We start from the raw sequence: 20,167 nt of genomic DNA, 5'->3' as shown, positions 1-20,167 counted from the left end.
TCAACGAAATCTATCACATAATACTTTATATATCTCCTTAAATAATCCTAGTGTGATAAACTATAATTATCATATAAAATTAGGGGTGATATTGTGATAAGAGATTTAGTTGAAAAAAGCAGAAGTTACAGAGTTTTCGATGAAAGTTATAAATTGAAAAGAAATGATTTAGTAGATCTAATAGAGCTGGCTAGGTTTTCTCCTTGTGGCAAAAATGGTCAATATTTAAGATTCATTCCCATATATAAAGAAGACATTTTGAAGGAAATTTATCCTTATCTTACATGGGCTGCATATTTAAAAGATTGGACTGGTCCAACGGAGGGTGAAAGACCAACTGGTATTATTTTAATAGTCTCTAAGGAAGGTACTTTAATAGATCCTATTTTATCTTGTGACATTGGAATAGCAAGCCAAACTATAATGTTGGGTGCTGTTGAAAAAACCTTGGTGGTTGTATGATAAGAGCTTTAAATAGAAAAAGAATAGCCCAAATATTAAACTTATCTGAGGATTATATAATACATATAGCTCTTGCTATTGGAAAACCTGCACAGACAGTTATTGTAGAAGATATTAATAAAGATGAGGATATAAAATATTGGATGGAAGATAATAAAACTCATCATGTTCCTAAGATTATTATTAATGATTTAATCATAGATTAGAAATAAGAGGGTATGCTTTTAATGCGTATCCTTTTTCTTTTATTATACTTAAATATTTGCCTAAAACTGATTTCTTAAATTATCTTAAATAATAAAGTAAATTCTTTATATTTATTTGTGTGTTAATTTTTTTCTTGCATATATCTACACAATAACATTGATTATGACAAGCTAATTATTTTTTATATTATTTACAAAAAAAATTTTATGTATTTTTGTCGTTATATGTATATTAATTTAACAAAGATATTAATTTTCCTGTGCTACAATTTATTTAACAAAATAAGGGGGTGTGTAATTTGAACAAAAAATTACCAAAGGAGGCTTATGGAGGTGTAGCTGGAAAGGACTACGTTCCATATATTACTGATAAGTCAAGAACTGGTGGAAATGCTGCTGTACTTATTATTGGTATTGTTTTTGCTGCCATATTTTCAGCTTCTACCGCATACTCCGGTATGAAAGCAGGTCTTACTGTTGCTGCCGGAATTCCTGGTGCAATCATAGGTTCAGCCTTTGTTGCTATTTTTGCAAAACAAAAAGGCATACTTGGCAAAAACTTAATTCAAGGTATGTCAAGTGGTGGTGAATCTGTTGCCAGTGGTCTTATATTTGTATTACCGTCTGTTATATTAATAGGTAGTGAAGTTTCCTTCTTAGAAGGTCTTTCTGTTGGTGTTGGTGGTGTGTTATTTGGTATAGGTATAGCTTCACTTGTTTATAATTACTTAATTATTGATCAACATGGCCAACTTGTTTACCCTGAGTCTATGGCTATATCTGAAACTTTGGTAGCTTCAGACAGTGGTGGAGATTCTATAAAATACATGGGTGTTGGATTTGTTATAGGTGGTGCTTTAAATACACTTACAAGTGCTTTTCTAAATATAGCAAACAACGTAATGTCTTTTTCGGGTAAATCTTGGTATAAGTGGAAATTCGATTTGGAAGTTAATCCACTATTATTAGGTATTGGATTCATAGTAGGTCTTGATGTTTCTTTAACAATGTTTGCTGGTTCCATATTATCAGTATTTGGTATTACTCCATTACTTGGTTACTTCACCGAAATGGCCGGTGACGGTATCATGGTATGGAATAATGCCTCATTAGCAGTAAATCAAATGGCTGTTGCAGATATTTCTAGTGCTTATGTTAAATACATAGGTGCAGGTATGATGTTATGTGGTGGTATAATTGGGGCTATAAAACTTATACCAACTATAATTGCTTCAGTAAAAGAAACTGCTAAAGCAAGAGCTACTGCTACTAAAGGTGATGGTTCTTCTACTCAATTATTAATTTTAATAGGTGGAGTTATTATTGGGTTTATTGCTTCATTTATTATTTCCGGGAATATTTTAATGGCTATTATAGGAGCTATATTATCATTTATCTTATCTTTATTATTCGTTATAGTTGCTGGTAGATTAACAGGAACTATAGGAACATCTAACCTTCCTGTGTCTGGTATGACAATAGCTTCTTTAGTTATAGTTACTTTAATATTTGTAATTATGGGATGGACTTCTACAGTTGATAATAAATCTTTACTTTTATTTGGATCATTTATAGTTGTTTCAATAGCTATTGCTGGTGGATACTTTCAATCTCAAAAAGTAACTTATGTTATAGGTGGTAACAAAAACGAGATGCAACGTTATTTTACAATAGCAAGTATTGTTGGTGTTATAGTTGTTGTTGCTGTTATAGTTTTACTAACAGATCAATTAAAAATAACTGGTGATAACCCTCCATTTGCTCTACCTCAAGCTAACTTAATGTCTACACTTACTTCAGGTATAATGTCTGGTCAATTACCATGGGTTATGATTGTAGTTGGTGTATTTATGGCAATAGTTCTATACCTATTAGATTTACCTATAATGACAGTTGCTATAGGATTCTACTTACCGGTTGCAACTACTTCTATAATCTTAGTTGGAGCTTTAATCCGTGTATTTGTTGAAAAAACATCTAAAGGCGAAAAAGATAAAGAAGTTAAAGTTAGTAATGGTATAAGTTTATCTTCTGGTTTAGTTGCTGGTGGTTCTATACTTGGACTTATTGGTATAATATGTCAAGTAACTGGTGTAGTTGGCGGAAATGCCCCTACTGGATTTGCTGCTGGAAATGGTATGGCTGCCCTATTATTAGTTGTCTTAATAGTACTTACAATTATGCCTATCCTAAAATCGAAAGTTAAGGATGATGAATAATGAATAACGAGGATGCTTTAAAGTTAATATTTAAAATTTCAAATAATATAGATTACGAAGTTGATAATAAAATTGTAACTGTTTTAGAAAATCAAAATCATCCTATACAAAAGTTTTTTAGAAAGTTAAAATTTAGAATACCTCTTTATAAGAAGATTAAACTTGATGAATATTGTAGTTTTGTTTTTTTACAGATAGACGGTGAAAAAACTGTTGAGGAAATAGGCAAAAATCTAGAAAGTATTTATGGCAAGGATTGTCATCCTCTTTATGAAAGATTGTTAATGTTTCTAAATCATATTGAGATTAATTGTAATTATATAGAGAGAGTTGAGTAAATTTTAAGGGGCATATTTGATATGCCCCTTTATAACATTAATTTACCTACTCCACTTCAAATAAACCATGTCTATTAATTGTTTTCCATTTTCAAATATGGGATGATCATAATTGTCCAAGAAAAAGTTTTTTACTCTATGAGATTCTTCAAATCCACACTTTTGATAAAATGGAATTGTTAAAGTACTATCTCCTGTTCCCACATACATTATATTACAATCCTTATAATAATTAAGAATATAATTTATAAGTATTTTACCATAGCCTTTATTTTGAAATTTTGTAATAGTAGCTATATTTTTTAATTCATATACTCCACTACCTTCATTTGTAACAACACATTCTGCTTTTACGCCCTCGTCTATTAATAGGAACATGTCTCCTTTTTCAAGGTACTTATTTATCATACTTTCTTGCTCATCGGCAAGTAACAGTAAATCCATATATTCTTTTTTGTTGCTTAATACTTTAATTATTTTCATCCTATTATCCTTTTTAATTTTTATTTAAAATCAAGGTAAGTTGTATTTGCTGGAACTCCTGTTACAGAGGCATCATATCCTTCATCTAATAAATTAATTTGCATCATATCGTCTTTAGAAATTTCAAAATCAAAAATATCTAAATTTTCTTTTATTCTATTTTCATTTGATGATTTTGGTATAGGAATAATTGCCCTTTGCAAATGCCATCTTAATACAATTTGAGCAATTGATTTTTCATATTTTTGAGATAAACTAATCATAAGTTCATTATCGAATATTTTGCCTCTCATTATTGGGCTCCAAGCAATTAGTTGAATTTCATATTTATTACAGTACTTTACTAATTCATTTTTTTGATTTGTGGGATGCATTTCAACTTGATTTACCATTGGTTTTATCTTTGCATTTTCTATTAATTCTTCCAAATGGCTTTGTTTAAAGTTACAAACACCTATGGACTTTACTTTTTTACTTTCATAAAGATATTCAAAAGCCTTCCATGTTTCATTATTTAATTTGTTTGGCCAATGAATAAGATATAAATCTATGTATTCAACTTGTAAATTTTCTAATGATTTATTAAAAGCTTCTATAGTCTTTTTATATCCATGATCATCATTCCAAAGTTTAGTAACTAAGAATATATCTTCTCTGTTTATTTTACTAGCTTTTATTCCATTACCTATACCTACTTCATTTCCATAAAATGATGCTGTATCAATTTGTCTATATCCAACTTCTAAAGCATACTTAACAATTTTTTCAGTTTCTTTATTACTTCCTGATTGGTAAGTTCCAAAACCTATTGAAGGTATTTTTAATCCATTATTTAATATTTTTTGAATTTCACTCATATTGCTTAAGTCCCTTTCTTTTCTCTAATTAATTTATCATTTTTAACTAATTCTAATCAATTATACATTCAAGTAAATCATCCTTAGTAATTTTATAAAAAAATTTGTCTATATACAATGTATCTAAAATTTTAGATATATCATCTTTAACATATTTACAATTAATAAAAGATTTTTCTACCATAGAAATATCACCACTTAGAAAAAAATCACCTTCTATAACACAGCCTTTAATTATTCCCTTTTTAATATCAAGTTTAAAATCTACTCTTCCACCATCAAATCTTTTCCATCTATTAATATTAAATACTGGATTTTTACCATAATTCCAATCCCATGATTCAAATTTTTCTTCTTTGATTTTATTTGTAGCTTCAATATCTTCATCGGTAAGAGTATAGACTTTGCTATCTTTTAACAAACTTTTTAACATAATATCCCTAAAGTCTTCACTAGTAATATTTTTATCCATTACTTCACTAATATTTATTACTCTTTCTCTAACAGACTTTATACCTTTTGCTATAATTTTATCTTCTGCCACAGTTATGCTCTCAACCATTGCTTTAATATCTGTATTAAATAAAATAGAACCATGGTGTAACATAGCATCATCTTTCCTATATTGTGCATTTCCAGAAAACTTTTTATTTCCTATTAATAAATCATTTCTGCTATTGAAATGTGCATCAATCTTTTCTTGTCTAAGAGCCTGAACAATTGGTTCTGTAAATTTGCCAAAAGAAATGCCATTTTCTTTGTGATTTTTTTCTATAAATGTGAATTGCCAAGCCCCCACATCAGTGTAAATAGTACCTCCACCTGAATTACGTCTTACTACGTTTATATTGTTTTCTTTTATATATTTTTCATTAATTTCACAGTATGTATTTTGGTATCTTCCAATCATTACTGTAGGATTTGTTCTCCAAAATAAAAATATTTCATCGTCTCCCAAATCCTTTTCAGTCATCAAGTATTCTTCCAATGCAAAGTTAAAATATGGACTAGTCGAGTTACTATTTATATAAATCATGTTTTATCCCCTCTCTACTGCTTTTGCTTCTAATGCCTCTGCAGCTTTATAAGAACTTCTAACTAATGGGCTACTTGCTATAAATCTAAATCCTTTTTTCACTCCAACCTTTCTATATTCTTCGAATTTCTCAAGTGAAACATATTCTTCCACATCCACATGTTTTCTACTTGGTTGTAAATATTGACCTATGGTAAAAATATCACACCCTACTTGTAAAACATCATCCATAAGCTTATATATCTCTTCATCTTTTTCTCCAAGACCTACCATAATCCCAGTTTTGGTAAGAATTTCTGGTGTATTTTCTTTTACATATTTTAATACATATAAAGATCTCTCATATATAGCCTCCGGTCTAACTTTTTCATATAGTCTCTCTATGGTTTCCATATTATGATTAATAACATCGGGCTTTGCATTTATTATTATATCTAAATTTTTATCTTCCCCTTTTAAATCAGGAATAAGAACTTCTATTGTTACCCCTGGATTTAATTTTTTAACCTCTTCAATAGTTTTTGCAAAATGATTTGCCCCACCATCTTCTAAATCGTCTCTAGTAACACTTGTTATAACAACATGCTTTAAGTCTAATTTTTTAGCAGACTCAGCAACATGTAAAGGCTCCAGTGGATCTAAATGTGTGGGTTCACCATTAGTTACATTACAAAATTTACAATTTCTAGAGCATTGGTTCCCCATTATCATAAACGTTACTGTTCTTTTTTTATAACATTCACCCCTATTAGGACAATTTGCTTCTTTGCACACTGTATGCAGTGAATCATCTTCCATCATTTTTCCTATACTACCTACTTCACTGTCATAAGCAACTTTAAACCAATCCGGTTTTCTAACCCTTTTTCTTTTGCTCTCCATCATAATTTCACCTCTTACCATATTTTGTCTTATACTTTTATTGTATAAATATAAATAAGAGCTGTAAATAAATTATTTACAGCTCTTACTCATCTTTATAAATTTTATTCACTTTCTACAAGTCTCCAAATTCCCATCTTTGGACTTACAAATAAATCTTTTCTATATTTAAGTACTTTATCAACTTCATAACTAGAATTAACTAAACCTGAGTGTATAAGCACCTTCGCTATCTTACCTATTCTCATTTCTTCTTTTTCTTTTAGCATTTCTATTATTTTTTCACTTATTATATCCATTTCTTCTTTAGTATATTTCATATTATTCTCCTTTATATCTTTACTTATATCTTATTATATAATATGAAACATAATATTTATACTAAATATAAAATGATAAAATTAATATTTTATATCCAATTTATTTCTGCTTCTTTTCTTGGAGCTGTTCTTTTATATTTAACATTTGGGTATCCTACGACCATGCATGCAGCAATCTTTTGATTATCTTTTATTTCTATTAAATCTAATATTTCTTTATTATTCTCAGATGCTATTTTTAAAAATCCACTATAAAAAGTTCCAAGACCTAAAGCATCTACCATAAGATTCATATTTGAAGAAGCTATTGCTCCATTAAACTCATTATTAGCAGTCACAATTATTACTACTGGTGCATTAAAAAATAATCTATCATTTTTAATTGGATCTTCTTTATATGCTTTATAAAAATTAGTCCATAAAGTAGCATATCTTTTTAAATATTCTGTTTCAGGAGTTAAATTATTAAGAATATATTCACCTTTTTTATTTAAACTTTCAAAAGCTAATTCTTTTAATGGTTCTATTTTATTAGTAACTACAGTATAAGATACATCTTGACTATTAGTTGCTGTTTGTGTGAATCTACCTGCTTCTATTATTTTTTCTATTTTTTCTTTTTCAATTTCTTTATCTTTAAAGCTTCTCACACTTCTTCTAAATTTTATAAAATTTAATAGATTTTCAGATTCTACTTCAAAACTTTCCTTTTCATATTCAACAACATCATCCATATTATAATCATCTGTTGAAATTGCCATAGTTGAACAGACTGCTACACAATGACCACATTTCATACAAGCTTGATTTTTTATATTAGCTTTTTTATTCTCTATAAAAATATCATTTACTGGACAGTCTTTCATACACTTAGTACATCCTATACATTTTTCTTTATCTACATTAAACATTTTTAACCTCCACCATTTTTACTATCTTAATAAGTTAATAATTTCATTATAAAATATATAAAAATAATTTATAATTAATTACTAATTCATCTAGATTTTTAATCAATATATTGTTATTATATCACTATAATTTTAAAAAGGTCTAATGGCTATTATTCATATAATAATAACTTTTAGTTATATATCGAAATTGATTTTTTATTTTTAAGGAGAATAATTATGAACTTGCAACATTTGGAATACTTTATAACTATTGCACAAAATAAAAGCTTTACAACTGCTTCTAATATATTATCAGTAACACAACCTGCACTTAGTAAAGCTATTTCTAAACTAGAAGAGGAGTTAGATGTCCCACTTTTCGAAAAAAATGGTAGAAATATTGAGATCACCAGATTTGGAGAAGTATTTTTAAATTATGCTAAACTAGCATTAAATGATATTGAAAAAGGTATTGAAGAGTTAAAATATATGAAAAAAGACGAAGAAAAAAATATATCTCTTTCATATACTGAGTGTATTGGAACTAGTTTTATTCCTTTTATAATTAGTAGTTTTCTTGAAGTACATTCAGATATTAAATTTAAATTTAACAATACTTCTGTGGAAAAAATCTTAAATAATCTTAGCACTAGAAAAACTGACTTAGGATTTTTTGATGATATTAGTTGTATTAATAATTATCCTGAGATTAAAACTGTATTGGTTAGTAAACAAAAGTATGTTTTAGTAACATCAAAATCACATCATCTTTCAAATAAAACTGAAGTCTCACTCTCAGAGTTAAAAGATGAATTATTTGTAGTTTATAATAAGGGCTTCAGCAATAAAGGGATTTCTTATACTAAATTTATTGATTATACGCCAAAAATATCTGTACAACCTAGTGAGGCAGGTATTTTAGTTGGATTAGTAGCTGCTGGCGCAGGAATCACTATAGTTCCAAACACACCTATGATAAATACGAATGAAATTTCCATATTAAATATAAAAGAAGATATTGGTTATAAATCTATTTACATGGTATGGAATAAAAATAATTTAAATTCAAAAGTCATAAATGAATTTAAAAATCATATTTTAAAAATAAATAATATTTAAATTAATAGTATATAAAAGTATATTATCTATACATAACATAGTTATGTTGTGCTTACAAATAACATAACTATGTTATTTGTAAGCACATGTTTAAATCAAGTAAGTTTTTTTACATTTTTTAACTATACTTTATAATATCTCTGTTATCCTAAGGCTACATCTAAAATCATCATTATTACAAAACCTAATGCAAATCCAATAGTTCCTATATTGGAATGTTCTCCCACAGATGCTTCTGGTATTAATTCTTCTACAACCACATAAATCATAGCTCCAGCAGCAAAAGATAAAAGATATGGCATTAAAGGTTGAATAGTTGTTGAAAATAAAATAGTTAATACTGCACCAATAGGCTCCACTACACCAGATAAAAATCCATAAAAGAATGATTTTGATTTACTCACACCTTCACTTCTTAACGGCATGGAAATTATGGCTCCTTCTGGAAAATTCTGAATTGCTATTCCTATTGAAAGTATGAATGCTCCAGCCATAGTTATTGTACTTTCTTGACTTATAACTCCTGCAAACACTACTCCAACTGCCATTCCCTCTGGTATGTTATGAAGAGCAACTGCTAATACGAGCATAGTTGTTTTTCTTATTTTTTCACTTTTTAGTCCTTCTGGTTTATCATTATTATAATGCAAGTGAGGAATAATCATATCTAATATAAGCATAAATCCTATACCTACAAGAATTCCTATTGCTGCCGGAGCAAAAGCTAATTTGCCCATATTACTGCTCATATTAATAGCTGGTATTATTAATGACCATACAGAGGCAGCAATCATTACACCTGAAGCAAAACCAAGTAAACCTTTATTAACTAATGCATTAATCTCTTTTTTCATTATAAAAACACAAGCAGCTCCTAATGTAGTACCTACAAGAGGTATTAAAACTCCAATCATTGTATTCATTATTCTATCTCCCCCCATTCTTCGTATAATTTAAATACTTATGACATTTTTAAAAATAAAATAATTTCCTAAAAATCCATGCTTAAGATTGATACATTTTGAGAAAATAATTCTGGTTCATTATTTTATAATATTTGTGTAGATTTTTTCATTTTTATAATAACTATATCATTTTATTTATACCCACAGTTGATAATTATTATCAATTTTAATTATATAAAGATTACTTGTCAAGGAATTACATTGATTTTCACTATTTCAAAATTACATCTTTAATATTTGTATAGCTTAATATTTTACAAAAATAAAAGCCAGCAAACACTTGCTGACTTTTTATAAATTTATATACTCTATATATTTTTCAATATACTCTAGCTTTTCATTATTCTTATTCTATTTTCATTATATATTACTAAACATAATTAAATTTAATAAAATCTACTATAAAATTTCTATATTTTTTAGTATTTCAAATTTTTTCAAATTAGTCATTTCAATATTAACAGGTGTTATGGAAATATAACCATCAGTCACACAAGTAATATCACTATATTCATCTTGATCTAGTTCCCTAATATTTCCTCCTATCCAAAAATATCGTTGACCAAAAGGACTTATTCTTTCTTCCATTACATTATCGTATTTTCTTTCTCCCAACTTAGTTATCTTACTTCCTTTTATTGTTGTATTAGGTATATTTACATTTAATATACAGTCATTAAGTAAATTCAATTTATCTTTGATATTTTCTACAAGCATAACTACATATTTAGCTGATTCTTTATAAACTTCACTTTTAACTTTAAATTCATTATATGACACTGCAATTGATGGTTTATTTAAAATAAGCCCTTCTATTGCTGCTGACACCGTTCCTGAATATATAACGTCCGTTCCCAAATTAGGACCATTATTTATTCCACTTAAAACTAAATCAAAATCTATATCCTTAAATATAGCATCTATTCCCACTTTTACACAATCTGCTGGTGTTCCTGATATGGAATAGGCCTTTATATTATCTGCAATATAAGCTTCTTGCACCATTATGGGACTATGTATTGTTATAGAATGTCCTGTTGCACTTTTTTGACTTTCTGGCGCAACTACATAAACATTTGCTATTTTAGATATTTCTTTTGCTAATTCTATAATTCCATCTGCAAATATTCCATCGTCGTTAGTTATTAATATATTCATGAAAATTCCTCCTTCATCATATTATTTATTTTGCCATAATAATTATTACTTATCAATTTTTCATAAAAAAAGGATGAGATTCACCCTCATCCTTATATATTACTTTTCATAAATAAAAATTCCTACACTTTTATTTTACTTAAAATATTTTTCTTTAATTTTATTTATTTCTTTCTCATCGAGAGTTGATGCTATTCCAATTTGTCCATCTAGCATATGCCATACATAATTATGTACTTCCACTGCATTATTAAAATCTCCATTTTTCCATTTTGTAAGTTCTTTTTCTAAATATTCTTTAGCTTCTTTGTTTTTTATATTATTTATTGAATTTAGTGCTATTTCAATATTTTTAGGAGTTATCTTTATCACTCCAAACTTTTTGCCATCGGCTGGATTGATAATTTGATTAGACATTTTATGTATAAAATTAACTACTCCATACTCATCATAAACTGTATTTTTATTATTACTGTCATTGCTTTCTTTCGTTTTATCTACCTTGTATCTCGTTATTTTTACAAAGTGAATTTTATTATCCTCTACTACAGCCTTTGGAATTATTGTGTCCAACTCTAATGCGGCGCTTATTTCATCTACTTTTAAAACATCATTTATTTTTTCCAAAACTGCCATTACTGGCTTTACATAATAAGCTAATGCTGGACTATATACTCCGATAGATAATAAAATAACTATTCTATCTGCTATTTTAACATATCTTTTCTTATTTTTACTCTTACATATATCTACTTCTGCTTTATCTATAGCTTCCTTTATGATGCTATCTTTATCAAAGCTATATTTTATATCATCTATTTTCTCTTTATCTATATAAAAATCATTCATTTCTTTATCAATTTCTTCCATTGTCATATCATCCATATTTTCATTATTCAAATTAATATCTTTTTTCTTTTTAATCATTAATGTAATCCTCCTTTAACAGATTTTTCATGTCTTTTATTGCCTTTCTAATATGCGTCTTTATAGTATTTACTGGATGCTCCAAAATTTTGGATATATCTTCAATTTTCAAATCCTCTATATATCTAAAAATAATTACATCCTTATATTTATCTTCTAACTCATCTATTGCATTGTATAAATCTATTTTAATTTCTACTTGGTCATCATTATGTACTTTTTTTACATAATCATTTTCATCATGTTCCAACTCTATCATTCCATTTTTTCTCATATAATCATTTGATACATTTATAAGAATTTTGCTTAACCAAGTTTTAAAATATTTTGGTTCTTTTAAACTTTTTATGTTTCTATAAGCTTTATAAATTGTTTCCTGTACTATTTCTTTCGCATCTTCCTCATGTTTACATCTTAAATATGCCTCTTTGTATAATCTATCAAAATACATATTTATCAAATCTTCAAAGGCTTCTCTATCACCTTTAATAGCTTTTTTCACTAAAAGTATATCTTCCATGATTACTCCTTTCATTTTTGTTTTCAACTATTAGACATAAATTTATAATAAATCGTTTTAATTTTTTAAAATTTAAAAGTAATTTTATTATTTTAATGAATAAAACTCTTTTAATATTCCTAAATCATATATATCTACATGATAAATGAAAATTTCAACTTAAAATAATATAATAAATATCATTTCTGTATAAAACATCAATAATTATCTTTTCAATATTCTTAAATAAATATTAGAAAGTATCTGTTAAATTTTATTTTGCAAATATTACATATTTTTTTAGAAAATTACATTTGGTATATAAGTGAAGCTTGTAAATCACTTCATAAATCCACTGATGTGGAGTTAGTCATTTGGTGCTCTATTAGCGAGAAAATTTATTTGAAAGCTATTGAGGGAACTGTTGAATAGATATTAAGTTTAGTTGATAACTATCAATTTATGATTGGAAAGTTTAGAATAATGTTTCTAGAAGAAGAAAAGCAAATTAAAGAAAGCTGGAAAAGAACTTTTCGTATGGGAATTTTAGATGTCTTTTCAGTTTGTGGTGAGTTGGTAAATCACATTGTTTATCCAGGTAATGATTTAATTAAATATCTATGATTACAAAAAATATTAATATTTAATTATATCCTTTCTTATTAAAAACACTCCGTATAATCTATATTTTACCAGAAAAATTTGTAAAAATATAGACTTTTCATGAAAACATTTTCATACTACTATAATAGTATAAATCATTTTAAAAGTAGATAAATACTTGCAACAATAAAGGTAGCTATCTATTCTAAAGAGATCAACAATTCACCAAAATTTACTATTTTTATCTGTATGAAATTAGTAAAATAAACATTTAATATTGGAGGTACATATTATGAAAATTAATATCGTCACAAAAAAAATTGAATTAACAAATTCTATTAAAGAAAAAATAGAAAATACTTTCTATAACTTAGAAAAGTATTTAAGTAGTGATACAGATGTACATGTAAAATTAGATGTTACTAAGAGAAGTCAAAAAATTGAAGTGACTATATTTACTAAAAATGGGACAATAATTAGAGCAGAAGATTCTAAAAATGATTTATATAATGCTATTGATGAAGTCTACGACAAGTTATATAAGCAGATAAGAAAATTAAAAACTCAACTTATAAATAAAAATAGATCTAATGATAGTATTAGATTCAATAACATAAATGAATATAATGACATAAATATTGAAAGTGAAAATACAATAAAAAAAGTTAAGAAATTTAACCTTGATAAGCCTATAACAACTGAAGATGCTATTATGCAAATGGATTTACTAGGACATAACTTTTTCGTATTCAGAAATTTAGACTCTGAAGATATAAACATTGTTTATAAAAGACATGATGGCTATGGTTTAATTGAACAAATCTAATTATATAGTTTGAAATACAATTTGCTTTTTAATATTATTAAATAAAAATAATCTCTTAGATTTTTTCTGAAAGTAACTTTATATAGTAGTTTTAGTTAAGGTATGGATCAAATAAACCATACCTTAACTTTTTCTTTATACATTAATAACTTTTAGGAACCTATCACAAATTCATAAGAATTCAATTTAATTTTTTAATTATATCTTCTTATTCAACTCTTCCTTATAATGTTTTAAATGTTTCAGAAATTCCTCTCTTCCAGAGTGCATTGCAAAAATAAATTTTTTCTTTCCAATTATTTCTTCATTTCTTTTCCTAATGTTTTCTTTTAATAATTCATATTTAACAATTATTTCATTGTCATTGGCAAATTTTCTTATATGAACCATAATTTTTAAAGAATAACATACATCTATAACAAATACACCGTAGAAAAAGCCCATTACAAAAGAAAATGATAAATGGTTTGATAGCCAATAAAGAGATTCTAGTATATCAGGATGAATTAAAAAGTAATATATGGCACTTAATATTGCCCAAAAAATTGAAAACTTAGGACAAATAATACCTTGTATATTTCCATATTCATCTGTATAGTCCCATAACTTTATATTCATTCCTTTAATAAAAATAAGGCCAGCTAAATATTCAATAAAAGTAACAACTAAGGCCATAATAGTAAATAAAACTAATTCCTCTATAAATTTATTGTGTATAAAATTAATATTTATTTGAGCTAATAAAAATAATACACATAAACTAAATCCATAAAGGGGCAAATATGGTCCTATTAAAAATCCTGGATTTATCCATCTTCTTTCTGGGTTTGCTCCAGAGAAAAACCTTCTAAAAATTAATTCTATTACCCACCCTACAATACTTCCAATAAAAAATATAAATGCCAATATTAAAAAATAACTCACGATGTTCACCTCATTTTTTATAAGTTTTATATAATAGATAATTATTTAAATCTTTTTATACTTAATATATTTTAAATCTACTATTTGCATATAAAATCTAATAACGTTTATAAAATTTGCTTAAATTATTAATAACATAATCCACATGCTTTATATCCCTTTGACTTAGCTTGTAATTCAGTAATTTTAATAGCTCCCTTCATTCCGTGTGCATGTTCAGAAGAATGATATTTATTTGAGCTTGAATTGCCTCCATTTGCATATACAGTTTCATTTAAATTACTTTGACTTGTATTATTACTAGAGCTACTATTACTTGATATAGCACCTCCATTATTATATGTATCTACATCAAAACCTTTGTCTGTAACATATCCATTAACTGACCATATATTTAGCTTGCTTGCCTTAGCTTTATCTTGAGCTTTATATAAAGTATCTAGGTGTCTTCTTTGGGAATAAACATATCCAACTCTTGCTAGGCCTTCTTCTACAATTTTTTCATTAAACATTTTCCAACTTTTATCTTCTTTGTTGTAAAACCATAAATAGCATAAATGTCTATCATATTTATCAGTTTTATCTCCATGATCATATTCAATATATACTTTATCTCCTACTTGAAGTAATCCTTTGGCAAAATTTGATGCATCTATTGAATATGGTTGTGGGTCTACACCAGGTTTTACAGACTCTGGTGTATCTATTAATAATAATCTTAATGTAACTATTTTCCCAGAATCTTTCAATTTCACCTTCATTGTATCACCATCAACAACTCGTTCTACAGAAGCTTCAGCTGAGCCCTTTGGTACTGAACCATTATTAGACGTGCTGTAATTATCATTTTTATCTTGAGTGGTGTTAGAACCAGTTATTGTACTTAAAATTGTTGTACTACTAGAACATCCTCCAAAGAATAATGATAAAGACAGTGCTCCCGCTAATAATAATGATTTAAATTTGTTTGTCTTAAATAATTTCATCTGTCTCTCCTTATCATTTCTACATTATTTTACATTTTTTTAATCAATAATATAAGTATAACTTTTTTATGACAAATACTGAATAAGTTTTTGTTATAAATTTTCTTTCAAAACATAAAAGAGCCTAATATGAATTAGGCTCTTTACACTATTTTTTATTAAATTTATTAAAAGATTATTAATGTTTATCTTATTTAGAATAAAGTCTAATTCCAACCAATAAACATCCATCTATATAATCATAATTATTTTCATCTAAAAATTTAATAATTTCATCACTACCTGCTCCTGGTTGTATAACAACACATTTAAATTTCTTCTTATTTTCTTTTAATAGTTTTAATCCTGCAGGAGGATTAATGCATAAATCAATTATATCAATTTCTTCATCAATATCATTGATAGACTTTAATTCTTTTCCAACAGAATATACTTTATAATTACTATTAATCAGCTCATTTTTTATCTTATACGCATATTTTTCTTCATTTAATGTATCTCCTAACACTGCAAAAGTATTATATTGCATTATTTCTTTTAAATCCATAATTTTTCCTCCTAAGTTTTATGTACTCTATTATAATTAGTATTATTCATTTCAGTTTATATATAAATAATATTTCAAAATATAATTAAAATTTTCAAAATAAAAAGTCATATGGATATATACCCGTATGACTTAAATTACTAACTATTTTTCAATATTCTATTTCTTATTTCCTCCATACGATTATCAAGATCAGCGCTAATTTCAGCACATTCTACTAAGTTCTTAGCCAGCATATCTGCTTCTTCTTGAGGTATATCTTTTTTATAACGTAACTTATGCTCCAAACTTGCCCAAAAGTCCATAGCTATAGTTCTTAGTTGAACCTCTACCTTCATGTTTTTCTTTTCATTTTCTAAGAAAATTGGCACCTCTATAATTAAATGTAAACTTCTATATCCACTTTCTTTTGGATTTTTTATATAATCCTTAACTTCTATTAAAGTTACATCGTCTTGTTGTAATAAGCATTCTGCAAGTAAATATATATCTTCTGGAAAAGAGCAAATTACTCTTATACCTGCAATATCATTTATATTTTCTTCTATTGATTCAAGAGAAAATGGATATCCTTTACGCTTTAATTTTTTAACTATACCTTCTGGCGACTTTAGTCTAGATTTTATTGTTTCTATTGGATTTCTATCATATTGAAGGGAAAACTGTTCATTTAAAACTTTAAATTTTGTTTCCACTTCCATAATTGCACAACGATAATAAGACATAAGCTGGTTAAGAGGCATCATGTTACGTTGAAATAAATCTATAACATTATCATCGATTAATCCTTTTATAAGTTGATCCCTTATTTGCGCTTTTATCATTTGTAAGTTCTCCCTCCATGTCAAAACACTTTATAATAATTATAAATCTTCTTTAATTTTCTATTTTTAGTTTCTTTAAACTTTATACCTTATTATAATATCACAAATATGGATTATATAATATTATTAAATTATTTTTAATAATCTTCTGTACTCTTTACAATATCCCTTGTTATTAATAAAACATAAAATATTGTTAATCTCATATTCAGAATCTACGGAGATCATTATTGCCAATTCCTCTTTAGTTGAATCTATTATTCTATGATCATATACACAGTCATTAATAAGATCTATAATTTCATCCTTTTTAGGTGATTTAAATATTAATAGTGCTTCACAATTATGATTTATAGTTTTTTCTACTTCTATTTTTTCTTTAGTAAATGAATCAATATTACATACTCTTTTATCAAGTATATCAATTACATCAGCATAAGCCGCACTTCCTGTAGGTTCTTTCCCTGCACCTTTTCCCACAAAAGAAACCTCTCCTACAGAATTGCCATTTAAAACAACTATATTGTATTCATTATCCACCCTTGAAAGCAAACTATCATTGTCTACAAGTACTGGCCTAACATACCCACTAATTTTTTCGTCACTTATCTCACTTTTACCTACTAACTTTATTTTGCATCCCAATTTCTTTGCATAGTAAATATCTTTCATATCTATTCTTGAAATGCCTTCTAAATAGAAATCTCTCCAATAAACTCTTCTGTCATAAGCTAATGTTGATAAAATAGATAATTTTCTTGCTGCATCATATCCCTCTACATCTGATTCTGGATTAGCTTCTGCAAACCCCAATTCTTGAGCTTCTTTTAAAACTTCTTCATAAGATAAATTTTCATCATACATTTTACTAAGTATATAATTTGTAGTTCCATTTAGAATTGCATACATACTTTTTATCAGATTTCCTTCCAGCGATTCTATAAGTGGTTTAAGAACAGGAATTCCTCCACCTACTGATGCCTCAAATCTTAAGCTAACATTGTTTTCTTTAGCTATTGTCACTAGTTTGTCACCATATTCTGCAAGCATATCTTTATTAGCAGTAACAACATTTATTTTACTTTCTAAAGCTCTTTTTATATATTCATATGCAGGATTTAATCCTCCTATTAGCTCTACTAATATATCAAATTCTTTATTAAATACTTCCTCCACATCTTCTGTAATTAAATTTGCATATTTTGAATCTTTATGCTTACTTTTATTATTTACTAATATACTTACTATTTTTATATTTCTTTTTTCTTTATTACTGTCTATCATATCTACCAGACCTTTTCCTACCGTTCCATATCCAAGTATTGCTATTTTCATGTTTAAATCCTCCTTGATAACATATTAACTTCTTTATCCCCACAAATATAAAAAAGCCTGAGTATAAACTCAGGCTTTGTAGACTATAATTTATACTTATCTTTCAGCATAATTGCTGCAGGACTTAGCACCATTGTATATAAATATATACTGGTTGCTGGGTTTCACAGGGCCTTTCCCTCCACCTCTCTGGATAAGAAGTATTTAATTTTTTATTTGATTTAAATGATAGCAGAATTTATATTTAATGTAAAGAAAATTCTATAAACTTAAATTATATAAGCATTGTGTAATTCTTATATATGTTGATTACACATTCTATACAATTTATTCAATATTTCGTCAAATCTTTTGTCTTCTCTTAAAAAAGAATATTTATCATCTAATAATAATTTCTTCAAACTTACAAGAATATATGCTTTAGAGTGAACACCTGAATTTAGCTCTATTTTGTTAAATAATAAATATTTTTCAAAATTAAAATCCATCTCATAGCATTCAAGTAACTTTTCAATATAATCTAATGTTTTTTTAATATTTTTCTCCTTAGCATATAGTTCTCCATACATAAGATTATTACTTACTCCATAGATACTGCTAACCTGAAAAATATCTACGAGCTTATCTTGAAGTTTAAGCACCTCTTTTGCTATATCATAATCTTTATCTTGAGCAAATAAGCTTATATAACTATCTAAGGACATTTTTAGACTACTTAATTTTTTATAAGTTAAAGTTCTTAAAAGTTCAATTGCTTCATCTTTTTTATTTTGATTAATATATAATCCTACTAACATATCATCTCTATCTACTGTTATTTTTGGTAGGCTTAGTAAAACATCTTCTGCCTTTTTAAAATCTTCATTCATTGAATATAAAGAACTTAAGCTATACTTGGAAACTTCACTTATTTCTATTTTGCTACTTTTTGCAGATTCTTCAAATAAATCTATAGATTTATTTAAAATAACTTTAGCTTCTTCTTCATCTTTTGCACTTGGAATTGACACTATATATAAAGATGCCATTCTAAATTTTAAAAATATATTGTTAGGGTATTCTTTCAAATAAGCTTCACATGTTTTTATAGCATTTTCAACTGTATCTTTTTCAAATAATGAAGCACTTTTTTTACTATTTCAATTACATCTTCATTACTTATATCTTTTTAATAATTTAAAAGTTTATCTATTGAAGTATTAAAAAATCTAGCTATAGATGGTAGTAAAGCAATATCTGGGTAAGAATTATTACTTTCCCATTTTGATACAGCTGCAACTGATACTCCTACAGTTTTAGCTAAAGCTTCCTGTGTTATATTCTTTTCTTTTCTTAATTTATATATAACTTGACCTATTTCTAGCTTCATATTTGTCTGCCTGTTTTATAATTTATTAATAAGATCTTATATTTTCATTATAACTTTATACAAAAACTCAAACAATGGAGACGTAGTTAAATAAAAATCAAAACAATTTAACTACAGGTTAATTTTATTAATTATTAGTTAATCTTCTTTTTTTTCAAATACTAAGTCAAACTTCATTTTTTTAATATTTTTATAAATCAATCCCACAGTTACAATTCCTATACTAATTTGAACAATATAGTATAGTATATTATTAGTATCTAATGAAAAATAGGCTAGTATATAAGGTGTAATAAATAATAGTATAAAACCGACACTAAGATATCTATTCATCCTATTTCTATCTTTCATATCTACAATTTCACCTGTAAGAACTTCCATTAAAAACT

Annotated in this window: 25 protein-coding genes and 1 riboswitch; of the genes, 7 read left to right on the top strand and 18 right to left on the bottom strand. The window is 26.6% G+C overall.

Annotated features, from left to right (window positions below; genetic code table 11):
• Window positions 1–93: 93 nt before the first annotated feature.
• The 4 genes from K0039_RS17280 to K0039_RS17265 all read left to right on the top strand — a co-directional run bounded on the left by K0039_RS17280 (window position 94) and on the right by K0039_RS17265 (window position 3,225).
• Entirely contained in the window at window positions 94–462 is a 369-nt protein-coding gene (locus tag K0039_RS17280) for a nitroreductase family protein (RefSeq protein ID WP_228106323.1), read from the top strand.
• A complete protein-coding gene (locus K0039_RS17275) occupies window positions 459–668 on the top strand; it encodes a hypothetical protein (protein WP_228106322.1) in 210 nt (69 codons plus the stop codon). The genes K0039_RS17280 and K0039_RS17275 overlap by 4 nt, the downstream gene beginning before the upstream one ends.
• Before the next feature lie 299 nt (window positions 669–967).
• Window positions 968–2,887 (top strand): OPT family oligopeptide transporter, encoded by a 1,920-nt coding sequence (locus K0039_RS17270; protein ID WP_228106321.1) that lies wholly within the window; start codon window positions 968–970, stop codon window positions 2,885–2,887.
• On the top strand, window positions 2,887–3,225 hold the full coding sequence (locus K0039_RS17265; protein WP_228106320.1) for a PqqD family protein: 339 nt from the start codon (window positions 2,887–2,889) through the stop codon (window positions 3,223–3,225). The genes K0039_RS17270 and K0039_RS17265 overlap by 1 nt, the downstream gene beginning before the upstream one ends.
• Window positions 3,226–3,267: 42 nt before the next feature.
• Here K0039_RS17265 and K0039_RS17260 read toward each other — a convergent pair whose 3' ends face one another.
• The 6 genes from K0039_RS17260 to K0039_RS17235 form a co-directional block, all read right to left on the bottom strand.
• Window positions 3,268–3,708, bottom strand: a complete 441-nt coding sequence (locus tag K0039_RS17260) for a GNAT family N-acetyltransferase (protein WP_228106319.1) — start codon at window positions 3,706–3,708, stop codon at window positions 3,268–3,270.
• Between the two features lie 20 nt (window positions 3,709–3,728).
• Window positions 3,729–4,565, bottom strand: coding sequence for an aldo/keto reductase (locus K0039_RS17255; protein WP_228106318.1), 837 nt, complete (start codon window positions 4,563–4,565; stop codon window positions 3,729–3,731).
• 52 nt (window positions 4,566–4,617) lie between these two features.
• Window positions 4,618–5,601, bottom strand: coding sequence for a lipoate--protein ligase (gene lplA / locus K0039_RS17250; protein WP_228106317.1), 984 nt, complete (start codon window positions 5,599–5,601; stop codon window positions 4,618–4,620).
• Between the two features lie 3 nt (window positions 5,602–5,604).
• Window positions 5,605–6,486, bottom strand: a complete 882-nt coding sequence (gene lipA / locus K0039_RS17245; protein ID WP_331476776.1) for a lipoyl synthase — start codon at window positions 6,484–6,486, stop codon at window positions 5,605–5,607.
• A 101-nt stretch (window positions 6,487–6,587) separates the two neighbouring features.
• On the bottom strand, window positions 6,588–6,803 hold the full coding sequence (locus K0039_RS17240; RefSeq protein ID WP_228106316.1) for a hypothetical protein: 216 nt from the start codon (window positions 6,801–6,803) through the stop codon (window positions 6,588–6,590).
• A gap of 89 nt (window positions 6,804–6,892) precedes the next feature.
• Window positions 6,893–7,714 (bottom strand): nitroreductase family protein, encoded by an 822-nt coding sequence (locus K0039_RS17235; RefSeq protein WP_228106315.1) that lies wholly within the window; start codon window positions 7,712–7,714, stop codon window positions 6,893–6,895.
• Window positions 7,715–7,933: 219 nt separating this feature from the next.
• Here K0039_RS17235 and K0039_RS17230 point away from each other — a divergent pair, with 219 nt between their 5' ends.
• Complete coding sequence (locus K0039_RS17230) at window positions 7,934–8,815, top strand: LysR substrate-binding domain-containing protein (RefSeq protein ID WP_228106314.1); 882 nt, start codon at window positions 7,934–7,936, stop codon at window positions 8,813–8,815.
• Window positions 8,816–8,958: 143 nt separating this feature from the next.
• Here the strand turns inward: K0039_RS17230 and K0039_RS17225 are convergent, their stop codons facing one another.
• From K0039_RS17225 to K0039_RS17210, 4 genes are all read right to left on the bottom strand, one after another.
• Complete coding sequence (locus K0039_RS17225; RefSeq protein ID WP_228106313.1) at window positions 8,959–9,738, bottom strand: ZIP family metal transporter; 780 nt, start codon at window positions 9,736–9,738, stop codon at window positions 8,959–8,961.
• Between the two features lie 441 nt (window positions 9,739–10,179).
• A complete protein-coding gene (gene surE, locus K0039_RS17220) occupies window positions 10,180–10,938 on the bottom strand; it encodes a 5'/3'-nucleotidase SurE (RefSeq protein WP_228106312.1) in 759 nt (252 codons plus the stop codon).
• A 135-nt stretch (window positions 10,939–11,073) separates the two neighbouring features.
• The gene (locus K0039_RS17215) at window positions 11,074–11,865 is read right to left on the bottom strand and encodes a DUF6241 domain-containing protein (protein ID WP_228106311.1); all 792 of its coding nucleotides are present in this window, start codon (window positions 11,863–11,865) and stop codon (window positions 11,074–11,076) included.
• On the bottom strand, window positions 11,858–12,385 hold the full coding sequence (locus tag K0039_RS17210) for a sigma-70 family RNA polymerase sigma factor (RefSeq protein WP_228106310.1): 528 nt from the start codon (window positions 12,383–12,385) through the stop codon (window positions 11,858–11,860). Before K0039_RS17210 ends, K0039_RS17215 begins: the two co-directional genes overlap by 8 nt.
• Before the next feature lie 441 nt (window positions 12,386–12,826).
• On the opposite strand from K0039_RS17210, the gene K0039_RS17205 reads away from it, so the two are divergent.
• Window positions 12,827–12,988, top strand: a complete 162-nt coding sequence (locus K0039_RS17205) for a hypothetical protein (protein WP_228106309.1) — start codon at window positions 12,827–12,829, stop codon at window positions 12,986–12,988.
• Between the two features lie 271 nt (window positions 12,989–13,259).
• Window positions 13,260–13,793: a ribosome hibernation-promoting factor, HPF/YfiA family gene (gene hpf / locus K0039_RS17200; protein ID WP_228106308.1), complete on the top strand. Its 534-nt coding sequence runs from the start codon at window positions 13,260–13,262 to the stop codon at window positions 13,791–13,793.
• A gap of 198 nt (window positions 13,794–13,991) precedes the next feature.
• On the opposite strand, the gene K0039_RS17195 is transcribed toward hpf, so the two are convergent.
• The 8 genes from K0039_RS17195 to K0039_RS17160 all read right to left on the bottom strand — a co-directional run bounded on the left by K0039_RS17195 (window position 13,992) and on the right by K0039_RS17160 (window position 20,159).
• The gene (locus K0039_RS17195) at window positions 13,992–14,717 is read right to left on the bottom strand and encodes a putative ABC transporter permease (RefSeq protein ID WP_228106307.1); all 726 of its coding nucleotides are present in this window, start codon (window positions 14,715–14,717) and stop codon (window positions 13,992–13,994) included.
• A 128-nt stretch (window positions 14,718–14,845) separates the two neighbouring features.
• Window positions 14,846–15,703, bottom strand: a complete 858-nt coding sequence (locus tag K0039_RS17190; protein WP_228106306.1) for a thermonuclease family protein — start codon at window positions 15,701–15,703, stop codon at window positions 14,846–14,848.
• A 190-nt stretch (window positions 15,704–15,893) separates the two neighbouring features.
• Entirely contained in the window at window positions 15,894–16,250 is a 357-nt protein-coding gene (locus K0039_RS17185; RefSeq protein WP_228106305.1) for a CoA-binding protein, read from the bottom strand.
• A gap of 140 nt (window positions 16,251–16,390) precedes the next feature.
• Complete coding sequence (locus tag K0039_RS17180) at window positions 16,391–17,074, bottom strand: GTP pyrophosphokinase (protein ID WP_228106304.1); 684 nt, start codon at window positions 17,072–17,074, stop codon at window positions 16,391–16,393.
• Window positions 17,075–17,200: 126 nt separating this feature from the next.
• Window positions 17,201–18,409, bottom strand: a complete 1,209-nt coding sequence (locus K0039_RS17175) for a homoserine dehydrogenase (protein WP_228106303.1) — start codon at window positions 18,407–18,409, stop codon at window positions 17,201–17,203.
• A gap of 93 nt (window positions 18,410–18,502) precedes the next feature.
• Window positions 18,503–18,609, bottom strand: a riboswitch (SAM riboswitch).
• A gap of 96 nt (window positions 18,610–18,705) precedes the next feature.
• A complete protein-coding gene (locus tag K0039_RS17170; protein WP_228106302.1) occupies window positions 18,706–19,476 on the bottom strand; it encodes a tetratricopeptide repeat protein in 771 nt (256 codons plus the stop codon).
• Window positions 19,477–19,577: 101 nt separating this feature from the next.
• Entirely contained in the window at window positions 19,578–19,778 is a 201-nt protein-coding gene (locus K0039_RS17165; RefSeq protein WP_228106301.1) for a helix-turn-helix domain-containing protein, read from the bottom strand.
• A gap of 138 nt (window positions 19,779–19,916) precedes the next feature.
• Window positions 19,917–20,159, bottom strand: coding sequence for a hypothetical protein (locus tag K0039_RS17160; RefSeq protein ID WP_228106300.1), 243 nt, complete (start codon window positions 20,157–20,159; stop codon window positions 19,917–19,919).
• Window positions 20,160–20,167: the final 8 nt, after the last annotated feature.

It is taken from the genome of Terrisporobacter mayombei (assembly GCF_020748465.1).
GTDB classification, from domain to species: Bacteria; Bacillota; Clostridia; order Peptostreptococcales; family Peptostreptococcaceae; genus Terrisporobacter; species Terrisporobacter mayombei.
This window is presented reverse-complemented; position numbering and strand designations above follow the sequence as displayed.